16 protein-coding genes are annotated in these 15,803 nt (G+C 65.3%); 9 read left to right on the plus strand and 7 right to left on the minus strand.

From position 1 onward, the window contains the following. Positions 1-12 precede the first annotated feature (12 nt). From ISP25_RS18805 to ISP25_RS18815, 3 genes are read right to left on the minus strand one after another with little or no spacing between them, the layout of a single operon-like run. Positions 13-759 carry an SDR family oxidoreductase gene (locus ISP25_RS18805; RefSeq protein WP_404615966.1) on the minus strand — a complete coding sequence of 249 codons (747 nt, stop codon included), beginning with the start codon at positions 757-759 and terminating at the stop codon, positions 13-15. A gap of 37 nt (positions 760-796) precedes the next feature. Continuing rightward, the gene (locus ISP25_RS18810; protein ID WP_404615967.1) at positions 797-1,672 is read right to left on the minus strand and encodes an amidohydrolase family protein; all 876 of its coding nucleotides are present in this window, start codon (positions 1,670-1,672) and stop codon (positions 797-799) included. Continuing rightward, a complete protein-coding gene (locus tag ISP25_RS18815; RefSeq protein ID WP_404615968.1) occupies positions 1,669-2,661 on the minus strand; it encodes an aldo/keto reductase in 993 nt (330 codons plus the stop codon). The genes ISP25_RS18810 and ISP25_RS18815 overlap by 4 nt, the downstream gene beginning before the upstream one ends. A gap of 167 nt (positions 2,662-2,828) precedes the next feature. Here ISP25_RS18815 and ISP25_RS18820 point away from each other — a divergent pair, with 167 nt between their 5' ends. Together ISP25_RS18820 and ISP25_RS18825 are read left to right on the plus strand one after the other, a co-directional pair. Continuing rightward, a complete protein-coding gene (locus tag ISP25_RS18820; RefSeq protein WP_404615969.1) occupies positions 2,829-5,075 on the plus strand; it encodes a glycoside hydrolase family 20 protein in 2,247 nt (748 codons plus the stop codon). 94 nt (positions 5,076-5,169) lie between these two features. Then, positions 5,170-5,655 carry a GNAT family N-acetyltransferase gene (locus ISP25_RS18825; protein ID WP_404615970.1) on the plus strand — a complete coding sequence of 162 codons (486 nt, stop codon included), beginning with the start codon at positions 5,170-5,172 and terminating at the stop codon, positions 5,653-5,655. A gap of 6 nt (positions 5,656-5,661) precedes the next feature. Here ISP25_RS18825 and ISP25_RS18830 read toward each other — a convergent pair whose 3' ends face one another. The 3 genes from ISP25_RS18830 to uvrA are packed head-to-tail and all read right to left on the minus strand — an operon-like array spanning position 5,662 to position 9,729. Further along, positions 5,662-6,297: a helix-turn-helix domain-containing protein gene (locus tag ISP25_RS18830; RefSeq protein WP_404615971.1), complete on the minus strand. Its 636-nt coding sequence runs from the start codon at positions 6,295-6,297 to the stop codon at positions 5,662-5,664. Between the two features lie 10 nt (positions 6,298-6,307). Beyond that, complete coding sequence (locus tag ISP25_RS18835) at positions 6,308-6,802, minus strand: acyl-CoA thioesterase (RefSeq protein WP_404615972.1); 495 nt, start codon at positions 6,800-6,802, stop codon at positions 6,308-6,310. After that, entirely contained in the window at positions 6,799-9,729 is a 2,931-nt protein-coding gene (uvrA, locus tag ISP25_RS18840; protein WP_404615973.1) for an excinuclease ABC subunit UvrA, read from the minus strand. The genes ISP25_RS18835 and uvrA overlap by 4 nt, the downstream gene beginning before the upstream one ends. 164 nt (positions 9,730-9,893) lie before the next feature. Between uvrA and ISP25_RS18845 the strand changes: the two genes are divergently transcribed. The 4 genes from ISP25_RS18845 to cgtA all read left to right on the plus strand — a co-directional run bounded on the left by ISP25_RS18845 (position 9,894) and on the right by cgtA (position 12,351). Continuing rightward, positions 9,894-10,406, plus strand: coding sequence for a DUF2059 domain-containing protein (locus tag ISP25_RS18845; RefSeq protein WP_192156631.1), 513 nt, complete (start codon positions 9,894-9,896; stop codon positions 10,404-10,406). Positions 10,407-10,551: 145 nt separating this feature from the next. Beyond that, positions 10,552-10,866, plus strand: a complete 315-nt coding sequence (gene rplU / locus ISP25_RS18850) for a 50S ribosomal protein L21 (protein WP_192156629.1) — start codon at positions 10,552-10,554, stop codon at positions 10,864-10,866. Positions 10,867-10,886: 20 nt separating this feature from the next. Continuing rightward, positions 10,887-11,144 carry a 50S ribosomal protein L27 gene (gene rpmA, locus ISP25_RS18855; RefSeq protein WP_192156627.1) on the plus strand — a complete coding sequence of 86 codons (258 nt, stop codon included), beginning with the start codon at positions 10,887-10,889 and terminating at the stop codon, positions 11,142-11,144. A 136-nt stretch (positions 11,145-11,280) separates the two neighbouring features. Continuing rightward, positions 11,281-12,351, plus strand: coding sequence for an Obg family GTPase CgtA (cgtA, locus tag ISP25_RS18860; protein WP_404615974.1), 1,071 nt, complete (start codon positions 11,281-11,283; stop codon positions 12,349-12,351). A gap of 248 nt (positions 12,352-12,599) precedes the next feature. Here cgtA and ISP25_RS18865 read toward each other — a convergent pair whose 3' ends face one another. Continuing rightward, positions 12,600-13,397, minus strand: a complete 798-nt coding sequence (locus ISP25_RS18865) for a cytochrome C assembly family protein (RefSeq protein ID WP_404615975.1) — start codon at positions 13,395-13,397, stop codon at positions 12,600-12,602. Positions 13,398-13,515: 118 nt separating this feature from the next. On the opposite strand from ISP25_RS18865, the gene ISP25_RS18870 reads away from it, so the two are divergent. The 3 genes from ISP25_RS18870 to ISP25_RS18880 are packed head-to-tail and all read left to right on the plus strand — an operon-like array spanning position 13,516 to position 15,790. Beyond that, positions 13,516-13,800: an autorepressor SdpR family transcription factor gene (locus tag ISP25_RS18870; protein WP_192156622.1), complete on the plus strand. Its 285-nt coding sequence runs from the start codon at positions 13,516-13,518 to the stop codon at positions 13,798-13,800. Further along, positions 13,800-14,462: an SdpI family protein gene (locus ISP25_RS18875; protein ID WP_404615976.1), complete on the plus strand. Its 663-nt coding sequence runs from the start codon at positions 13,800-13,802 to the stop codon at positions 14,460-14,462. Before ISP25_RS18870 ends, ISP25_RS18875 begins: the two co-directional genes overlap by 1 nt. Continuing rightward, on the plus strand, positions 14,462-15,790 hold the full coding sequence (locus tag ISP25_RS18880; RefSeq protein ID WP_404615977.1) for an alpha/beta fold hydrolase: 1,329 nt from the start codon (positions 14,462-14,464) through the stop codon (positions 15,788-15,790). The genes ISP25_RS18875 and ISP25_RS18880 overlap by 1 nt, the downstream gene beginning before the upstream one ends. Positions 15,791-15,803 lie beyond the last annotated feature (13 nt).

Raw genomic sequence — 15,803 nt, forward strand, 5'->3', positions numbered from 1 at the left:
ATGTGTCCGTGTTCAGTTGGACCAGCCGCCATCCACGACGTGGGTGGTGCCGGTGGTGAAAGAGGATTCGTCGGAGGCGAGATACAGCGCGAGGGCGGCGATCTCCTCCGGCGTGCCAAGGCGGCCCATCGGCTGGCGGTCGGTGAAGCTCTTCCACACTGCCTGTTCGTCGCCACCCAGCGCGCGCACACGGTCGGCCAGCGACGGCGTCTTCACCGTGCCGGGACAGATCGCGTTGCAGCGCACGCCGCGTGCCACGTAGTCGGCGGCGATGGAGCGGGTGAGGCCGATCACCGCGGCCTTGGTGGTGCTGTAGGCGAAGCGGTTGGGCACGCCCTTGATGCTGGATGCCACCGAGGACATGTTGATGATGCTGCCGCGGCCGCGCTCCAGCATCGCCGGCAACACCGCGCGGCACAGCCAGTACATGCCGTCCACGTTGATGCGGAACGAGCGCTGCCAGGCGTCGTCGTCGGTGTCGAGGATGGTGCCTGCGTGCACGAAGCCGGCGCAGTTGAACAGCACGTCGAACGGCGCGTTGGCTTCGACCAGCGTGCGGATGGCGGCGTTGCTGGTGACGTCCAGCGTCTGGGTGCGGATGGCCGAGTGTTCCTGCGCGAGGCTGGCCAGCGCGGCGGAGTCGATGTCGGTGGCCAGCACCTGCGCACCCTCGCGCGCGAAGGCGAGTGCGGTAGCACGGCCGATGCCGGCACCGGCCGCGGTGACCAGGGCGTGCTTGCCTTGCAGCCGGGCGCTCATGCGCGTGGCCTCGGTTGGGTATTCATGGCGGCGGTATTCACGGGATAGCTCCTGCGGAGGCGGTGGATGCGCGTGCGCGTTGCGGCCGATAGAACGCCAGGGCGTTGCGACCGAAGATGTCGTCGAGTGCGTGCGGCGCGCGTTGCTGCGCCAGCGTGCGAGCGAGTTCCAGCCAGTGCGCGTAGTTGTCGCGCAGCGTGAGCACCGGCCAGTCGCTACCCCAGATCAGCCGGTCCGCACCGAAGCAGGCGAACAGGTGGTCGACGTAGGGATCGAGTGCGTCGCCCGGCATGCCGGGCGCAAGCTCGGTCAGCAGGCCGGAAAACTTGCAGTGGACGTTGGGCAGCGCGGCGAGTTCGCGGATGTGCGCGGCCCAGTCGTCGAAATGGCCGTGAGCGATATCGGGCTTGCCGGCATGGTCCAGCACCACCCGCAGTTCGTGTTCGCGTTGCAGGCGTTTTTGCAGCGCCGGCAGTTGTGTCGGCTTTACCAGGGCATCGAAAGCAAGGTCCTGTTCCTGCATGCGGTCGAACGCCGCATCGAGTGTGGGATGCGCCAGCCAGTTCGGATCGGGATGGTCCTGCGCCATCGGCCGCAGCCCGAGCAGCAGGCCGCCGCCGTCGCGCAGCAGCGCATTGATGTGCGACGGCGCGTCGGGCGCCTCGAAATCCACCCAACCCACCACGCCGAGGATGCTGGGGTCGGCGCGGGCCAATTCAAACAGGTAGCGCGTTTCCGCCTCGGTTGCCGCAGCCTGCACCAGCACGCTGCCGGTCACCTTGGCGGTGATGCGCTGTGCTTGCAGATCAGAGGGAAGGAAATCGCGTTGCAGCGAGGTGGGTGCGTCGTGCAGCCACGCGTAATCGCCGCGATCCACACGCCAGTAATGCTGGTGGGCGTCGATCAGGTTCATGGTGTGCGCGCGTTGGCGTCGAGCACGCCAGCCTGGCGCAGCTGGTCCCACAGTGTTGCCGGCAGGGCGGTCTGCAAGCGCCGCACGGCACTGTCCACTTCCGTCATGGAACGCAAGCCGCACACCACGGTGGCGACGGCGGGGTGGCCCAGCGGGAATTGCAGCGCGGCGGCACCGACGCTGGCACCGAACTGGCCGCAGACGTCGTAGAAGCGTTGCGCGCGGGCGCGCGTCGCCTGGTCGGCAGCTGCGTAGTTATACGTATCGCCGGGTGCGTCGTCGGCACCGAGCAATCCTGAGTTGTACGGACCGGCCGCCATGATCGCGACATCCTGTTGTATGGCCAGCGCCATCAATTGCGCGCTGTCGCGTTGTTCGAACAAGGTGTAGCGGCCCGCCAGCATGATGACGTCGAGAGGAAATTCCGGCAGCACCTGCAGGCACACGTCCTGCTCGTTGACGCCGAGGCCGATCGCACCGCACACCCCCTGGCTGCACAGTTCGGCCATGGCCGGCAGGGCTTCGTCCAGCGCTTGCCGCAGGATGCTTGCGTGATTGGCGCCGTGGGTGAGTGCGCCGATGTCGTGCAGCAAAAGGATCTCGACATGATCGGTGCCCAGCCGGCGCAGACTGGATTCGACCGAGCGCAGGATGCCGTCGCGGCTATAGTCGAACACGGCGCGGTGGCCCTGCACGGCGAAGCCATCATCCGCTGCCGGAGCACTGCCGTCGGCGTCCAGCAAGAGTCGGCCCACTTTCGTGGACAGGCTGTAGTCGCCGCGCGGAACGCCGGCCAGCGCAGTCCCGAGTCGCGATTCGCTGAGGCCGTAGCCGTAATAGGGGGCTGTATCGAAATGGCGCACGCCGAGATGCAAGGCGTGGCGTACCGCATCGAGCGCGTCGCGCTCTTCCACGCCCGCATACAGGTTGCCGATGGGTGCGCCACCGAAGGACAGTCGCGGCAACTGGCGCGCTACGGGCTTCCGCATTTTTGCGGAGTGTGTCGAGTCGGGGGCCGTATTGGCGTGCGTCATGGATTCAAACCGCCTTGTGCCTTGCATGCTAGTGTGCACATATGAAACGATGATTTACAAGTGATTATGGATGTTGCCGCCACGGACTCCAGGCAACCCGAACCAACTGAGGGGTAGCACTGATGTCGAAGTTGCTTGCGCGATGCCTGCTGGGCCTGTCCACGCTAATGCCGGCCTTGGGCATGGCGTCAGGCATTTCGATCATTCCCGAGCCGCAGCATATGCAGGTCGGGCAGGGCAGTTACCAGTTGGATGCGCATGCACGCGTATCGGCGCCCGACGATGCGCGCGGCCGTGAAATTGCTGCCTTCCTGCGTGATGCGATCCGCGCGCAGACCGGCATTGCAGTACAGGAAGGTGATGCCGCGCACGGCATCGCCCTGAAACTCGACCCGGCCGTGCAAGGCGAGGAAGCCTATCGCCTCGCGGTGACGCCATCCGGCATCACGATCAGCGCTTCCGCCGAGAAAGGCCTGTTCTGGGGCGTACAGACGCTGCGCCAGCTGCTGCCGGTGCAGAAATCGACGAAGGTGGCTGTGCCCGTCGTGGACATCGAGGACGCGCCAGCCTACCCGTGGCGCGGCGTGATGCTGGACGTCGGCCGGCATTTCTATCCGGCGAGCTTCGTCGAGAAGCAGCTAGACCTGCTCAGCTACTACAAGATCAACACTTTCCACTGGCACCTCACCGACGACCAGGGCTGGCGCATCGAGATCAAGCGCTATCCGAAGCTCACCAGTGTCGGTGCATGGCGTACCGAGGCGGACGGTTCGCGCTACGGCGGCTTCTACACGCAGGCGCAGATCCGCGAAGTGGTGGATTACGCGCGCCGGCTCAACATCACCGTGATCCCCGAGATCGAAATGCCGGGGCACAGCGTGGCGGCGATCGCGGCCTATCCCGAATTGTCCTGCAGCAAGAAACAGGTGGCCGTGACCACTGCCTGGGGCGTGCACAAGAACATCGACTGCGTGGGCGACGAAGGCACCTTCACCTTCCTCGAGAACGTGCTGGACGAAGTGCTGCCGCTGTTTCCGTCGCAGTACGTGCACATCGGCGGCGACGAGACGCCGAAGGTCGCCTGGCACGAGTGCGCGTCCTGCCAGGCGCTGATGCACAAGCTGGGATTGAAAGATGAGGACGGTCTGCAGAGCTACTTCATCAAGCGCATCCAGCGTTACCTCGAAGGCAAGGGCAAGACCCTGGTCGGCTGGGACGAGATTCTCGAAGGCGGCGCCGACACGCAGGCCATCATCGAAGCCTGGCGCGGTGCGGACGAACAGGCCAAGGCCTTGGCGAATGGCAACCATGTGGTGGTCGCCGGGCCGTTCTACATCGACCAGGCGCTGGATTCGCTGACGGTGAAGGACGTTTTCCGCACCGACATCGCCAACGACAGCAGCCTGGACGATGCAAAGACGGACGCCGCCGTGTTCGCGGCGCACCGCTCGCAGCTGCTGGGCGGCGAGGCCCCGCTGTGGAGCGAGCGTGCGAACCCGTACAACGCCGAGTCCAAAATGTATCCGCGCGTGCTGGCCTTCGCCGAGAACCTGTGGCGCGGCAATGCGCACGACGATGCGGCCTGGGCGGATTTCCAGCAGCGCCTGCAGGCGCAGTACCCGCGACTGGATGCGTGGCACGTGGCCTACGGCCCGGAAGATCGCGTCGTGGCGAAGTACTCGATCGCGGCGGACGCGCAGGGCGGCTGGGAACTGCACGCGCAACGCGGTTTCGATGACCTGGTGAACCACTACACGCTGGACGGCAGCGTGCCTACGGCCAGCTCGCCTTCGTTCACCGACTCGGTGACCCTGCACCATGCGGGCACGCTGCAGGTGGTGCCGTTCCGCAAGGGCCTGCGCTACGACAACCCGGCCCGCTTCGCGCTGGTGGACAACCTGGCCACTGGCAAGCCGCTGAGCCTCGTCCAGCCACCTTCGAAGAAGTACGCCCCGGCTGCCGCGTTGACCGATGGCGTGCTGGGCAGTGACGATTTCCACAACGGTCAATGGTCGGGTTGGAATGACGCCGACGTGGATGCTGCCATCGACCTGCAGAAGCCTTCGATGGTTCATGCGATTGCGGTGGATTTCCTGCAGGACACGGGTTCGCGCATCCTGCCGCCGCAACAGGTGAGCTTCCAGGTTTCCGCGGACGGGAAGCACTGGACCACGGTCGATACGGAGCAACCCAAAGCTGACGTGCTGGACTCGAGTCCCCACGTATTCCACATCGTGTTCAAACCGGCCAAACCGTTGGAGACGCGGTATGTGCGCGTCGTGGCAGGCCGCTACACCACATTGCCGGCGGCCTTTCCGAATGGAGCGGCGAATACCTGGCTATTCGCGGACGAGATACTGGTGAAGTAATTCGAACGGAGCGCTCCGGGTCAGAACGGTCCAAGCGCGCAACGAAGGCCTCCGGCAGACTGTCGCAATGACAGTCTGCCGGAGGCGGTTCAACATGACGACATCGGAAATCGGCATTGCGTCGGCCCGTTTTCCCGAAGACGGCGACGTGGTACGCGAGCTGTTCGCGGAATACGCGGACAGCCTCGGCATCGATCTCTCCTTCCAGGGTTTCGAGGCAGAGCTGGCGCAACTGCCGGGCAAGTACGCGCCGCCGCTGGGCGACATCCTGATCGCCCGCGGCATCGCGGGCCTGCCGCTGGGTTGCGTGGCGCTGCGACCAGCAGTCATGCCGGGTGCCGGAGAGATCAAGCGTCTCTATCTGCGCCCCGCTGCGCGCGGGCAAGCGCTGGGGCGCCGTCTGGCGGAAGCGGCCATCGCGCGCACGCGTGAGCTGGGTCATGCACGCGTGGTGCTGGATACGCTGGCAACTATGGATACCGCGCGACATCTGTATGCAGCACTGGGGTTCCTTCCGGTGCCCCCTTACTACGACAACCCGTTGCCGGGCACGCTATACATGGCGCTGCAGCTTGGCTGAGCGGTCTTATGCGGCAGCAGCCCAACCACCACGAAAGGCAGCCGGCGTCATGCCATAGGTGCGGACGAATTCGCGGTTGAGGTGCGCCTGGTCATAGAAGCCGGCTGCCAAGGCGGCCTCCGCTACGGGAGCCTGCCGGCGCAATAGTGCCTTGGCTTGCTGCAGGGCGAGCACTACGTGGAAATTGTGCAGGCTGCTACCGGTCTCGCGGCGGAATGTGCGTGACAGGTGGCCTTCGGACACGGTACAGCCCTGTGCGATGGTGGCGACATCGGTGCGCAACGTTGGCCGTTGTGCAAGCAGCGTGGCAGCCCGTGCAGACAGCGTTACGGTTTCGTGGGCACTTGTATGCGACGGGGACGCGAAGCGCGAAACGAACGCCCAGCCATGTCGATCAAGCGGCTCGAAGCGATGAATCACGCCGGCTGGCACCACCAGCGTGTCGCCGGCAGCTACCTCGCGGCAGCCTTCGAGCAGGCGCAGTCTTGCGCGGCCGGCAAGTACGTGCACGATTTCGTCGCCGGCGTGGAAATGCGGGCGAAAGCACCAGGCATGGCGCGCGCCCGCAATGCTCTCGACCGGGCCGTCTGCGTCACGGTTGACCGCAAATGCGGTGCGGACGAGAGCGGGGCGGTCGCGCATTGCCGGCGATCTAGCCGACCGCGTCGCGGATCGCCTGCGGCAGCGATACCGGCTTGCCGCTGGTCGGGTCCATCCACACCATCACCACGTGGCCGTCGCAGTAGAGGATGCTGGCGTCGGTGGCATCCACCAGGCGGTGGGCGATGGTCATCGAGCTGTTGCCGATGCGCTCGCAGTAGAGCTCCACGTGCAACTGTGCCGGCCACTCGATCGGGCGGCGGTAGTTGAGTTGCACGGCGGCCATCACCGGCATGCTGTGCTCGTCGAACCACGGGCCGGGCACGTGGCTCAGCCATTGCAGCCGCGCTTCCTCCAGATAGGTGAGGTAGTTGGAGTTGTTGACGTGGTTGAAAGCGTCGAGGTCGCGCCAGCGCGCGGCGATGTCCGCGGTGAACAGCGGTGCCGGCGTGGCCTGCGCCGCATCCGCGATTGCAGGTGCAGCAACCGGTTCGGCTTTCTTGCCGCGGCGCGCTGGCTTGGGTGATTCGTTGTCGGTGTTGCTCATGGGGTCTTCTTCTTTCCGCGCATCGGCTTGTACTTGTCGGCCGAGGCGATGTGCTTGAGTTCGTTCTTCGTCCGCTTGGTGGCAGCGGGTTTGGCCTTGGTCTGTTTCAGGTGCGGCGCGAGGAAATGGCCGGTGTGCGACGCGGGCGTGGCGGCCACGGTTTCCGGCGTGCCGCTGACCAGGATGCGGCCGCCGCCGCCGCCGCCCTCGGGGCCGAGGTCGACGATCCAGTCGGCGGTCTTGATCACGTCGAGGTTATGCTCGATCACCACCACCGTGTTGCCCTGATCCACCAGCTGGTGCAGCACGTCGAGCAGCTGCTCGATGTCATGGAAGTGCAGGCCGGTGGTGGGTTCGTCGAGGATGTACAGCGTGTTGCCGGTGTCGCGCTTGCTGAGTTCCTTGGAAAGCTTCACGCGCTGCGCCTCGCCGCCGGACAGCGTGGTCGCGCTCTGGCCAAGCTTGATGTAGTCCAGCCCCACCGCGCGCAGGGTGTCAAGTTTGCGCGCGATGGTGGGCACGTTCTCGAACAGCTTCAGCGCGTCTTCTACCGTCATGTCGAGCACGTCGGCGATGGTGTGTCCCTTGTAGTGGATCTCCAGCGTCTCGCGGTTGTAGCGCTTGCCGTGGCAGACGTCGCAGGGCACGTAGACGTCGGGCAGGAAGTGCATTTCCACCTTCAACATGCCGTCGCCTTCGCAGGCCTCGCAGCGGCCGCCGCGCACGTTGAAGCTGAAGCGGCCCGGCTCGTAGCCGCGTGCGCGCGCCTCGGGCACCTGCGCGAACAGCTCGCGCAGCGGGGTGAACAGGCCGGTGTAGGTGGCCGGGTTGGAGCGCGGCGTGCGGCCGATCGGCGACTGGTCGATGTCCACCACCTTGTCGAACAGCTGCAGCCCTTCCACCGACTTGAACGGAGCGGACTGCGCGCTGGCGCCGTTGAGCTCGGCGGCGGCGAGGCGGAACAGGGTGTCGTTGATCAGCGTGGACTTGCCCGACCCGGATACGCCGGTGACGCAGGTGAACAGACCGGCGGGAATCGCCAGGTCCACGTTCTTCAGGTTGTTGCCGTTGGCGCCACGCAGGTGCAGCCAGTACGAGTCGTCGTTGGGCTGGCGGCGCTGCTTCGGCACTTCGATCGCGCGCGCACCGGAAAGGAACTGGCCGGTGACCGAACGCTTGGCGGCAAGGATGTCCTTCACCAGGCCCTGCGCCACCACTTCGCCGCCGTGCACGCCAGCGCCGGGGCCGATGTCGAGCACGTGATCGGCCATGCGGATGGCGTCCTCGTCATGCTCGACCACGATCACCGTGTTGCCGAGGTCGCGCAGGCGGGTGAGCGTGCCGAGCAGGCGTTCGTTGTCGCGCTGGTGCAGGCCGATGGAGGGCTCGTCCAGCACGTACATCACCCCGACCAGGCCCGCGCCGATCTGCGAGGCGAGACGGATGCGCTGTGCTTCGCCGCCGGAAAGCGTGTCGGCCTGGCGGTCCAGCGTGAGGTAGTTGAGGCCCACGTCGTTCAAGAAGGTCAGCCGCTCGCGGATCTCCTTGACGATCTTCGCAGCGATCTCGCCACGCCAGCCGGCGAGCGTCAGTTCCGCGAAGAACGCGAGCGCGTCGTCGATGGAGCGGTTGGTGAGCGCGGGCAGCGCGCGGTCGGCCACGAACACGTTGCGCGCCGACCGGTTCAGACGCTGGCCTTCGCACTCGGGGCAGGGGTGGTCGCTGATGTACTTGGCCAGCTCTTCGCGCACCGCGGCGGATTCGGTTTCCTTGTAGCGCCGTTCGAGGTTGGGGAGGATGCCTTCGAAGGCGTGCTCACGCGTGACGCGGCCGCCGCGTTCGGTGAGATAACGGAAGGCGATCTTCTCCTTGCCGCTACCGTGCAGGATCGCCTGCTGGGTGGCCTTGGGCAGATCGACCCAGGTCGTGTCCACGTCGAAACCGTAATGTGCGGCCAGCGACTGCAACATCTGGAAGTAGTGCGGATTGCGCCGGTCCCAGCCACGGATCGCGCCGCCGGATAGCGGAAGTTCCGGGTGGCCCACCACGCGTGCGGGGTCGAACACCTGAGTCACGCCGAGGCCGTCGCAGGACGGGCAGGCGCCCACCGGCGAGTTGAACGAGAACAGGCGTGGTTCCAGCTCCGGCAGCGAGTAGTCGCACACCGGGCAGGAATAGCGCGAGGAGAGCAGCTGCTCCTTCGCGGACGGCTCGTCCATGTCCGCCAGGATCACCAGGCCGTCGCCCAGCCGCAACGCAGTCTCGAAGGATTCGGCGAGGCGCTGCTTGATGTCGTCGCGCGGACGGAAGCGGTCGATCACCGCCTCGATGGTGTGCTTGATGCGCAGGCCCAGCGGCGGCACCGCGTCGAGGTCGTACACCTGGCCGTCCACGCGGGCACGCACGAAGCCTTGGGCACGCAGTTGCTCGAACACCTGCACGTGCTCGCCCTTGCGCTCGCGCACCACTGGGGCGAGCAGCATGTAGCGCTTCTCCGGGTCGAGCGCGAGGGTGGCGTCCACCATCTGGCTCACCGTCTGCGCCTCCAGCGGGATGCCGTGATCGGGGCAACGCGGCGTGCCCACGCGGGCATACAGCAGACGCAGGTAGTCGTAGATCTCGGTGATCGTGCCCACGGTGGAGCGCGGATTGTGCGAGGTGGACTTCTGTTCGATGGAGATCGCCGGCGACAGGCCCTCGATATGGTCGACGTCGGGCTTTTCCATCATCGACAGGAACTGGCGGGCATAGGCCGACAGCGACTCGACGTAGCGCCGCTGGCCTTCCGCGTAGATGGTGTCGAAGGCCAGCGAGGACTTGCCGGAGCCGGACAGGCCGGTGATCACGATCAGCTTGTCGCGGGGCAGGTCGAGATCGATGTTCTTGAGGTTATGCGTGCGCGCGCCGCGGATGCGGATGGTGTCCATGACGCTCTGGGGTCGTGGGGGAGCCCTTTACTATACCAAACAGTTTAGTTCGGTTCGCTTTATGGGCGTCTTGCGGCGGCATTCCCGGATATTCGTCGGTATGGCTAAATGCCCAGCGACCGCGGCCATGAGGGCCGTGGCCTCATCTTCAAGGGGAGAGGAGCATGGCTAGGCACAGGTGGATGGGCGCCATCGCAGGCGCCGCGATGTTGCTCGGAGCGGCAGGGCCGGCACTGGCCACGCAACCGAGCGAACAGCAGGTGCGCAAGTTGTTTCAGGTCATGCATCTGGATCAGAGGGTGATCCAGATGGGCAAGCAATTCTCCGGCACAATGGGGCACAACGTGCCGTGCGTACCCGCCAGCTACTGGGACGGTTTCGTCGACGAAGCAAGCGTCAACGATCTCATGGGGCGCATGGTGCCCATCTACCAGGCTCATTTCACGGCCGAGGACATTGCCGGTCTGCTGAAGTTCTACCAGTCGCCGCTGGGTCAGAAGGTGGTTACCGAATTGCCGAAGACCATGGAAGAAGGGATGTCGGTCGGCAGGCTCTGGGGTGAGGAGCGTGCCATGGCGCTGATCCAGGCCTTGCAGAAGAAAGGGACGCTCAATGTCGAGGGCAAATGCCCGGCCAGTCCGGCGGCGGATGGCACTGCGTTCGAACCCGGCAAGTGAGGTTTTCGCTGTCGTGGCGGCGGACTTGGCAGAGGGGTTGGTCACGATTTGACCAGCGCCGCGCCGGTTGGCTACAATCCCAGGTTCGTCCGGCTCGAAAGGCCGTGACGGAACCCAAGAGAATAACGACAGAAGGGCCATTCCCATGAGTTACGCAGTCATCAAGACTGGCGGCAAGCAGTACCGCGTGCAGCAGGGCGACGTCCTGCGCGTGGAGCTGCTGGACGCCGAAGAAGGCGCCGCCGTGAAGTTCGACCAGGTGCTGCTGGTTGGCGAAGGTGAGTCGATCACCGTTGGCGCGCCGGTCGTGGCCGGTGCCACCGTGTCCGCCACCGTGCGCAAGCACGGCCGTGCCGACAAGGTGCGCATCATCAAGTTCCGCCGCCGCAAGCATTACAAGAGGCAGCAGGGCCACCGCCAGCATTTCACCGAAGTCGAGATCACGGGCATCAACGCCTGATATAGCCGGAGTAAACAGTCATGGCACATAAAAAAGGCGTAGGTTCGTCCCGCAACGGTCGCGACTCCAACCCGAAGTACCTGGGCGTGAAGGTGTACGGTGGCCAGGCCGTCGAGGCCGGCAACATCATCGTGCGTCAGCGCGGCACCCAGTTCCATGCCGGTACCGGCGTGGGCCTCGGTCGCGACCACACCCTGTTCGCCCTGCTGGACGGCAAGGTGGAGTTCAAGGTTCGCGGCGAGAACAATCGTCGTTTTGTCAGCGTCGTGAAGGCCTGACCCTTCCGAAGCTGCTGCAAGAGCCCCGCTTCGGCGGGGCTTTTGTTTTGCGAGGCGGCCAGCGGGATTTTCCCGAGTAAGCTTGTTTCCCGCTTCATTCTTTCCTTTCCGATTCCTCGCTCCTGGTCCCCATGTCATGAAATTCGTCGACGAAGCCATCATCAAGGTCCAGGCCGGCGACGGCGGCAACGGCTGCGCGAGTTTCCGGCGCGAGAAGTTCATCCCGTTCGGCGGCCCGAACGGAGGCGACGGCGGTAGCGGCGGCTCGGTGTGGCTGGTGGCCGATGAGGGCATCAACACCTTGATCGATTTCCGCCACCAGCGCAGCTACAAGGCGCAGCGTGGCGAGAACGGCAGGGGCAGCGACATGTACGGCAAGGGTGGCGAGGACGCCACGATCCGCGTGCCGGTAGGCACCATGATCACCAACGTCGATACCGACGAGACCATCGGCGACCTCACTGCGCATGGCCAGCGCCTGCTGGTGGCAGAGGGCGGCAAGGGTGGCCTCGGCAACATCCATTTCAAGAGCTCGGTGAACCGTGCGCCGCGCCAGTTCACCAACGGCACGCCGGGCGAATCGCGCGAGCTGAAGCTGGAGCTGCGTCTGCTTGCGGACGTGGGTTTGCTCGGTTTCCCGAACGCGGGCAAGTCCACTTTCATCCGCGCAGTGTCGGCGGCGACGCCGCGCGTGGCGGATTACCCGTTCACCACCTTGCATCCGAACCTCGGTGTGGTGAGCCTGGGTACCGATCAGAGTTTCGTGATCGCCGACATTCCGGGCCTGATCGAAGGCGCGGCTGACGGCGCAGGTCTGGGCATCCAGTTCCTGCGCCATGTGGCGCGTACCAGCCTGCTGCTGCACCTGGTAGATATCGCGCCCGTCGACGACACCGATCCGGTGGAGCAGGTGCGCGCGATCGAGCACGAGCTGGCGAAGTTCAACCCCGAACTGCTGGAGCGTCCGCGCTGGCTCGTGCTGAACAAGTCCGATGCACTGCCCGAGGACGAGCGCCAGCAGGTGGCCGAGAGCATCGTGCGCCGCCTCGAATGGCAGGAGCCGTGGTTCCTCGTCTCCGCGCTGGCGCGCGAAAACACCATGGCAGTGTGCCAGCAGGTGCAACGCTTCTTCGAGGAGCAGCGCGCCGCGCGCGCGGAAGAACGTGCCGAGATCGCGCCTGGCGACGTGCGCCTGCGCGGCGAGTGAGCGGTATCGCGGCACGGTTGTGCGCGGCGCGAATCTGAATTTGCTGCAGGAGCGTGGCGTGGGTGAGGTGGTGTGGGTCACGCGGCCGTGGCAGTTGCCCGAAAACAGGCGATGTCATCGCTTGATCGTGCCGGCTGTTCCTAAAGAGCGCGGCCATGGATGGCCGCGGTTGGCGCTCGGGTAAAGCGGACACTTGAAGCTCGCCGTATTACTGGGTCGAGTCGCGATTCCGGGCGAATCGCACCAACTTACACGCTCCTGTGCAGGATCAATTCCAGCACCGCCTTGCTGCCGAAGAAGGCCAGCAACAGCACAGCCATGCCGGTCAGGCACAGGTTCACCGCGCTGCGCCCGCGCCAGCCATGCTTCCAGCGGCCCCACAGCAAGGTGCCGAAGATCAGCCACGCAAGCACGCTGAGCACCGTGGTGTGGATCAAGTGCTGGGCGCGGATGTTCTGGATGAACAACGAGCCGCTCAACAGGGTGAGCGTGAGCAGGGCAAAGCCGGCGCCGATCAGGCGGAACAGCAGCGATTCGGTCTGCGTCAATGGAGGCAGCGCGCGCATCAGCTGGATCGGGCGATGCGTGCGCAGTGCGCGTTCCTGCACGGCCAGCAGCACGGCCAATACCGCGGCGATCGACAACACGCTGTAGCCAAGCAGGGCAATGGCCACGTGCAGGCTGATCTGCCAGTCCAGCGGATTCGGCGTGGTGGGCGGCGCGAAAAAGACGTCCAGTCCCAGCAGCAGCGCCGCCAGCGGAAACACGATCATGCCCAGTCCGGCCACCGGCTTCGACAGGTTCACCAGCAGGGTCAGTGCCGCCACCACGCAGGCGACCAGTGACAGCGCGGCGAAGAAATGCAGGTCGACTCGTCCGCCATGCGCGCCTAGCAACACCGCGATGTGCAACAGCAAAGCCAGGGTTGCGGCACCCAGGCCGAGGCGCTGCGGCGTGCGCGGACAGCCGGTCAGCGGTGCGGCCAGCAGGCTGGCGCCGCCGAGGTAGAACACGATGGCGAGGGTGGTGGGCAGTGCGAGTGACATGGCTTGGAAGTGTCGCACACGCTTCCGTGAGTCGTGAACGTGGCAAATAGTGCGATGGCACTTGCAATATTTAGAAAAATATCTAATTATCTAGCAACGCTCTCCAATGGCATCCCACATGAAGCAGCAGGAAGTATTCAAGGCCATGGCCGATCCCACCCGGCGCGCGATCCTCAAGCGCCTGCAGGGCGGTCCGCTCACTGCAGGCGAAATCGGCGAGGCGTTCGACATCACGCCGGCATCGCTGTCGCACCACTTCGCCGTGCTCAAGCACGCCGACCTGGTGCGCACCGAGCGTCGCGGCCAATACATCGTTTATTCGCTCAACAGCACCGTGTTCGAGGACCTCGCCCGGGTGCTGATGGATCTGTTCCCCACCAAGGGCAAGGCTGGAGGCAAGTGATGAAACCCGCACGTACCTTGATCGTTTCCGCTGTATTCGTGGCCATCGCCGTAGGCGTGGCGGTTTGGCTCTGGCCGCACTTGCCGGCGCGCATACCTGTCCACTGGGGGCTTGGCGGACAGGTGGATGGATACGCCCCACGGTTCCAGGTCGCGGCCATGTGGCCTTTGACGATCATCGTGATGGCCGTGCTCACGATGGCGTTGCCGCGCATCTCGCCGAAGCGTTTCGAGATGGAGTCCTTCGTTGGCATCTACGCCGCGCTGATGCTGGCGAGCCAGGGCATGGTGCTGGTGCTTGACATCGCGACGCTGCTGGCCGGTGCCGGCCATGCAGTGCCCATGGCGATCATCGCTCCGCTGGCGGCCGGCGTGCTGCTGATGGTGCTGGGCAACTACATGGGCAAGCTGCGTCGCAACTTCTTCGCCGGCATCCGCACGCCATGGACGCTGGCCAGCGAGGCGGTGTGGGAACGCACGCACCGGTTGGCCGGCTGGATGTACGTGCTGGCCGGCGTGGCGATGGTCGTCCTCGGGTTGACGGGGACCCTGCTGGGCTGGGGGCTGGCGGTCGTGGTGATCCTCACGCTGCTCCCGCACGTGTGCTCGTACTTCATCTATCGGCGCCTCGAGGGGCGTCGTCCGTCGGAAGGAGATGCGTGATGAAATCTTTGTATGTCTTGTTGACCGCGGTTGCCTTATCCATCCCGGCGGTTTACGCCGCCGATGCGCCCACCCCGGCTTGCGTGGCCCATGCGGCCGCATCGCTGGATGCCCTGACGCATGGCGACTACGCCGGTGCGCGCAAGGACTTCGACGATGCCGTCGCCAGCAAGCTGGATGCCGCCAAACTCGAACAGGTGTGGGAGCAGCTGCAAGGCTCGCTTGGCGCCTATCAGTCGCATGGCGTGGTGGGGCAGAAAATCAATTCCGGTCACGCCGTCGCTGGTACGGCGTTGAGCTTCGCCAACATGCAGCTGGGTTTTGTGGCGGCATGCGATGCGCAGGACAAGATCAGCAGCTACCGCTTCGTGCCTGTGGAGGCGCTCGCTTCCACGACAGTGCAGGCGCATGTCGAAGCTGGCGGGGTGCGGGTGTCGCCGCTGGATGTGCCGACGCCGGTCGGCCCGTTGCATGGTGCGCTGACCCTGCCGGCGGGATCCGGGCCGTTCCCCGCGATCGTACTGGTGGCCGGTTCCGGCGCGCACGACATGGACGAGACCATCGGCCCGAACAAGCCGTTTCGCGACATTGCCGAGGAGTTGGCGCGCGCCGGAGTTGCCACGCTGCGCTACGACAAACGCACGTTCGATCACCCTGAACGCAGCGCCAATCTCGTGATCGATGCTGAAGTCACCGACGATGCCGTGGCGGCAGCCCGTCTGCTGGCGCAGCAGAAAGAGATCGATCCGAAGCGCGTGTTCGTGCTCGGCCACAGCCTGGGTGCGCTGATGGCGCCGCGCATCGGCCAGCGTGATCCGCAACTGGCCGGGTTAGTGCTGATGGCTGCGCCGGGGCGTCCGTTGCTGGACGTGTCGGCCGAACAGGCGCGTGAACAGGGGCAACGCGCTCACGAGACGGCGGCGCAGATCGCTGCCGACGAACAGGTCATCGCCGCCGAGCAAAAACTGCTGGCTGGCGCCGATCCACGGCATCCGCCAGCGGGTTCGTTCGATAACCTGCCGCAGGGCTACTGGCTGGGCCTGCGCGACTACCGCCAGGTGGAAGTGGCGAAAGCCTCCTCGATGCCCATGCTGCTGCTGCAGGGTGGTAGCGATTTCCAGGTATCGCCCACGCTGGACTTTGCGCAATGGCAGAAGGAGTTGACCGGCCGTCCGCATACGGCATTCCACCTGTATCCGGGCCTCAGCCACCTGTTCATGCCGGCGGGTAAGACCGGCACGCTGGTCGACTACAAGGCGCCCGGACACGTAGATGCGAAGGTGGTCGACGACATCGTGTCGTGGGTGAAGGAGCAGCCTGCGCGCTGACCGCAGGCAGGTC

Source organism: Rhodanobacter hydrolyticus, from assembly GCF_044904645.1.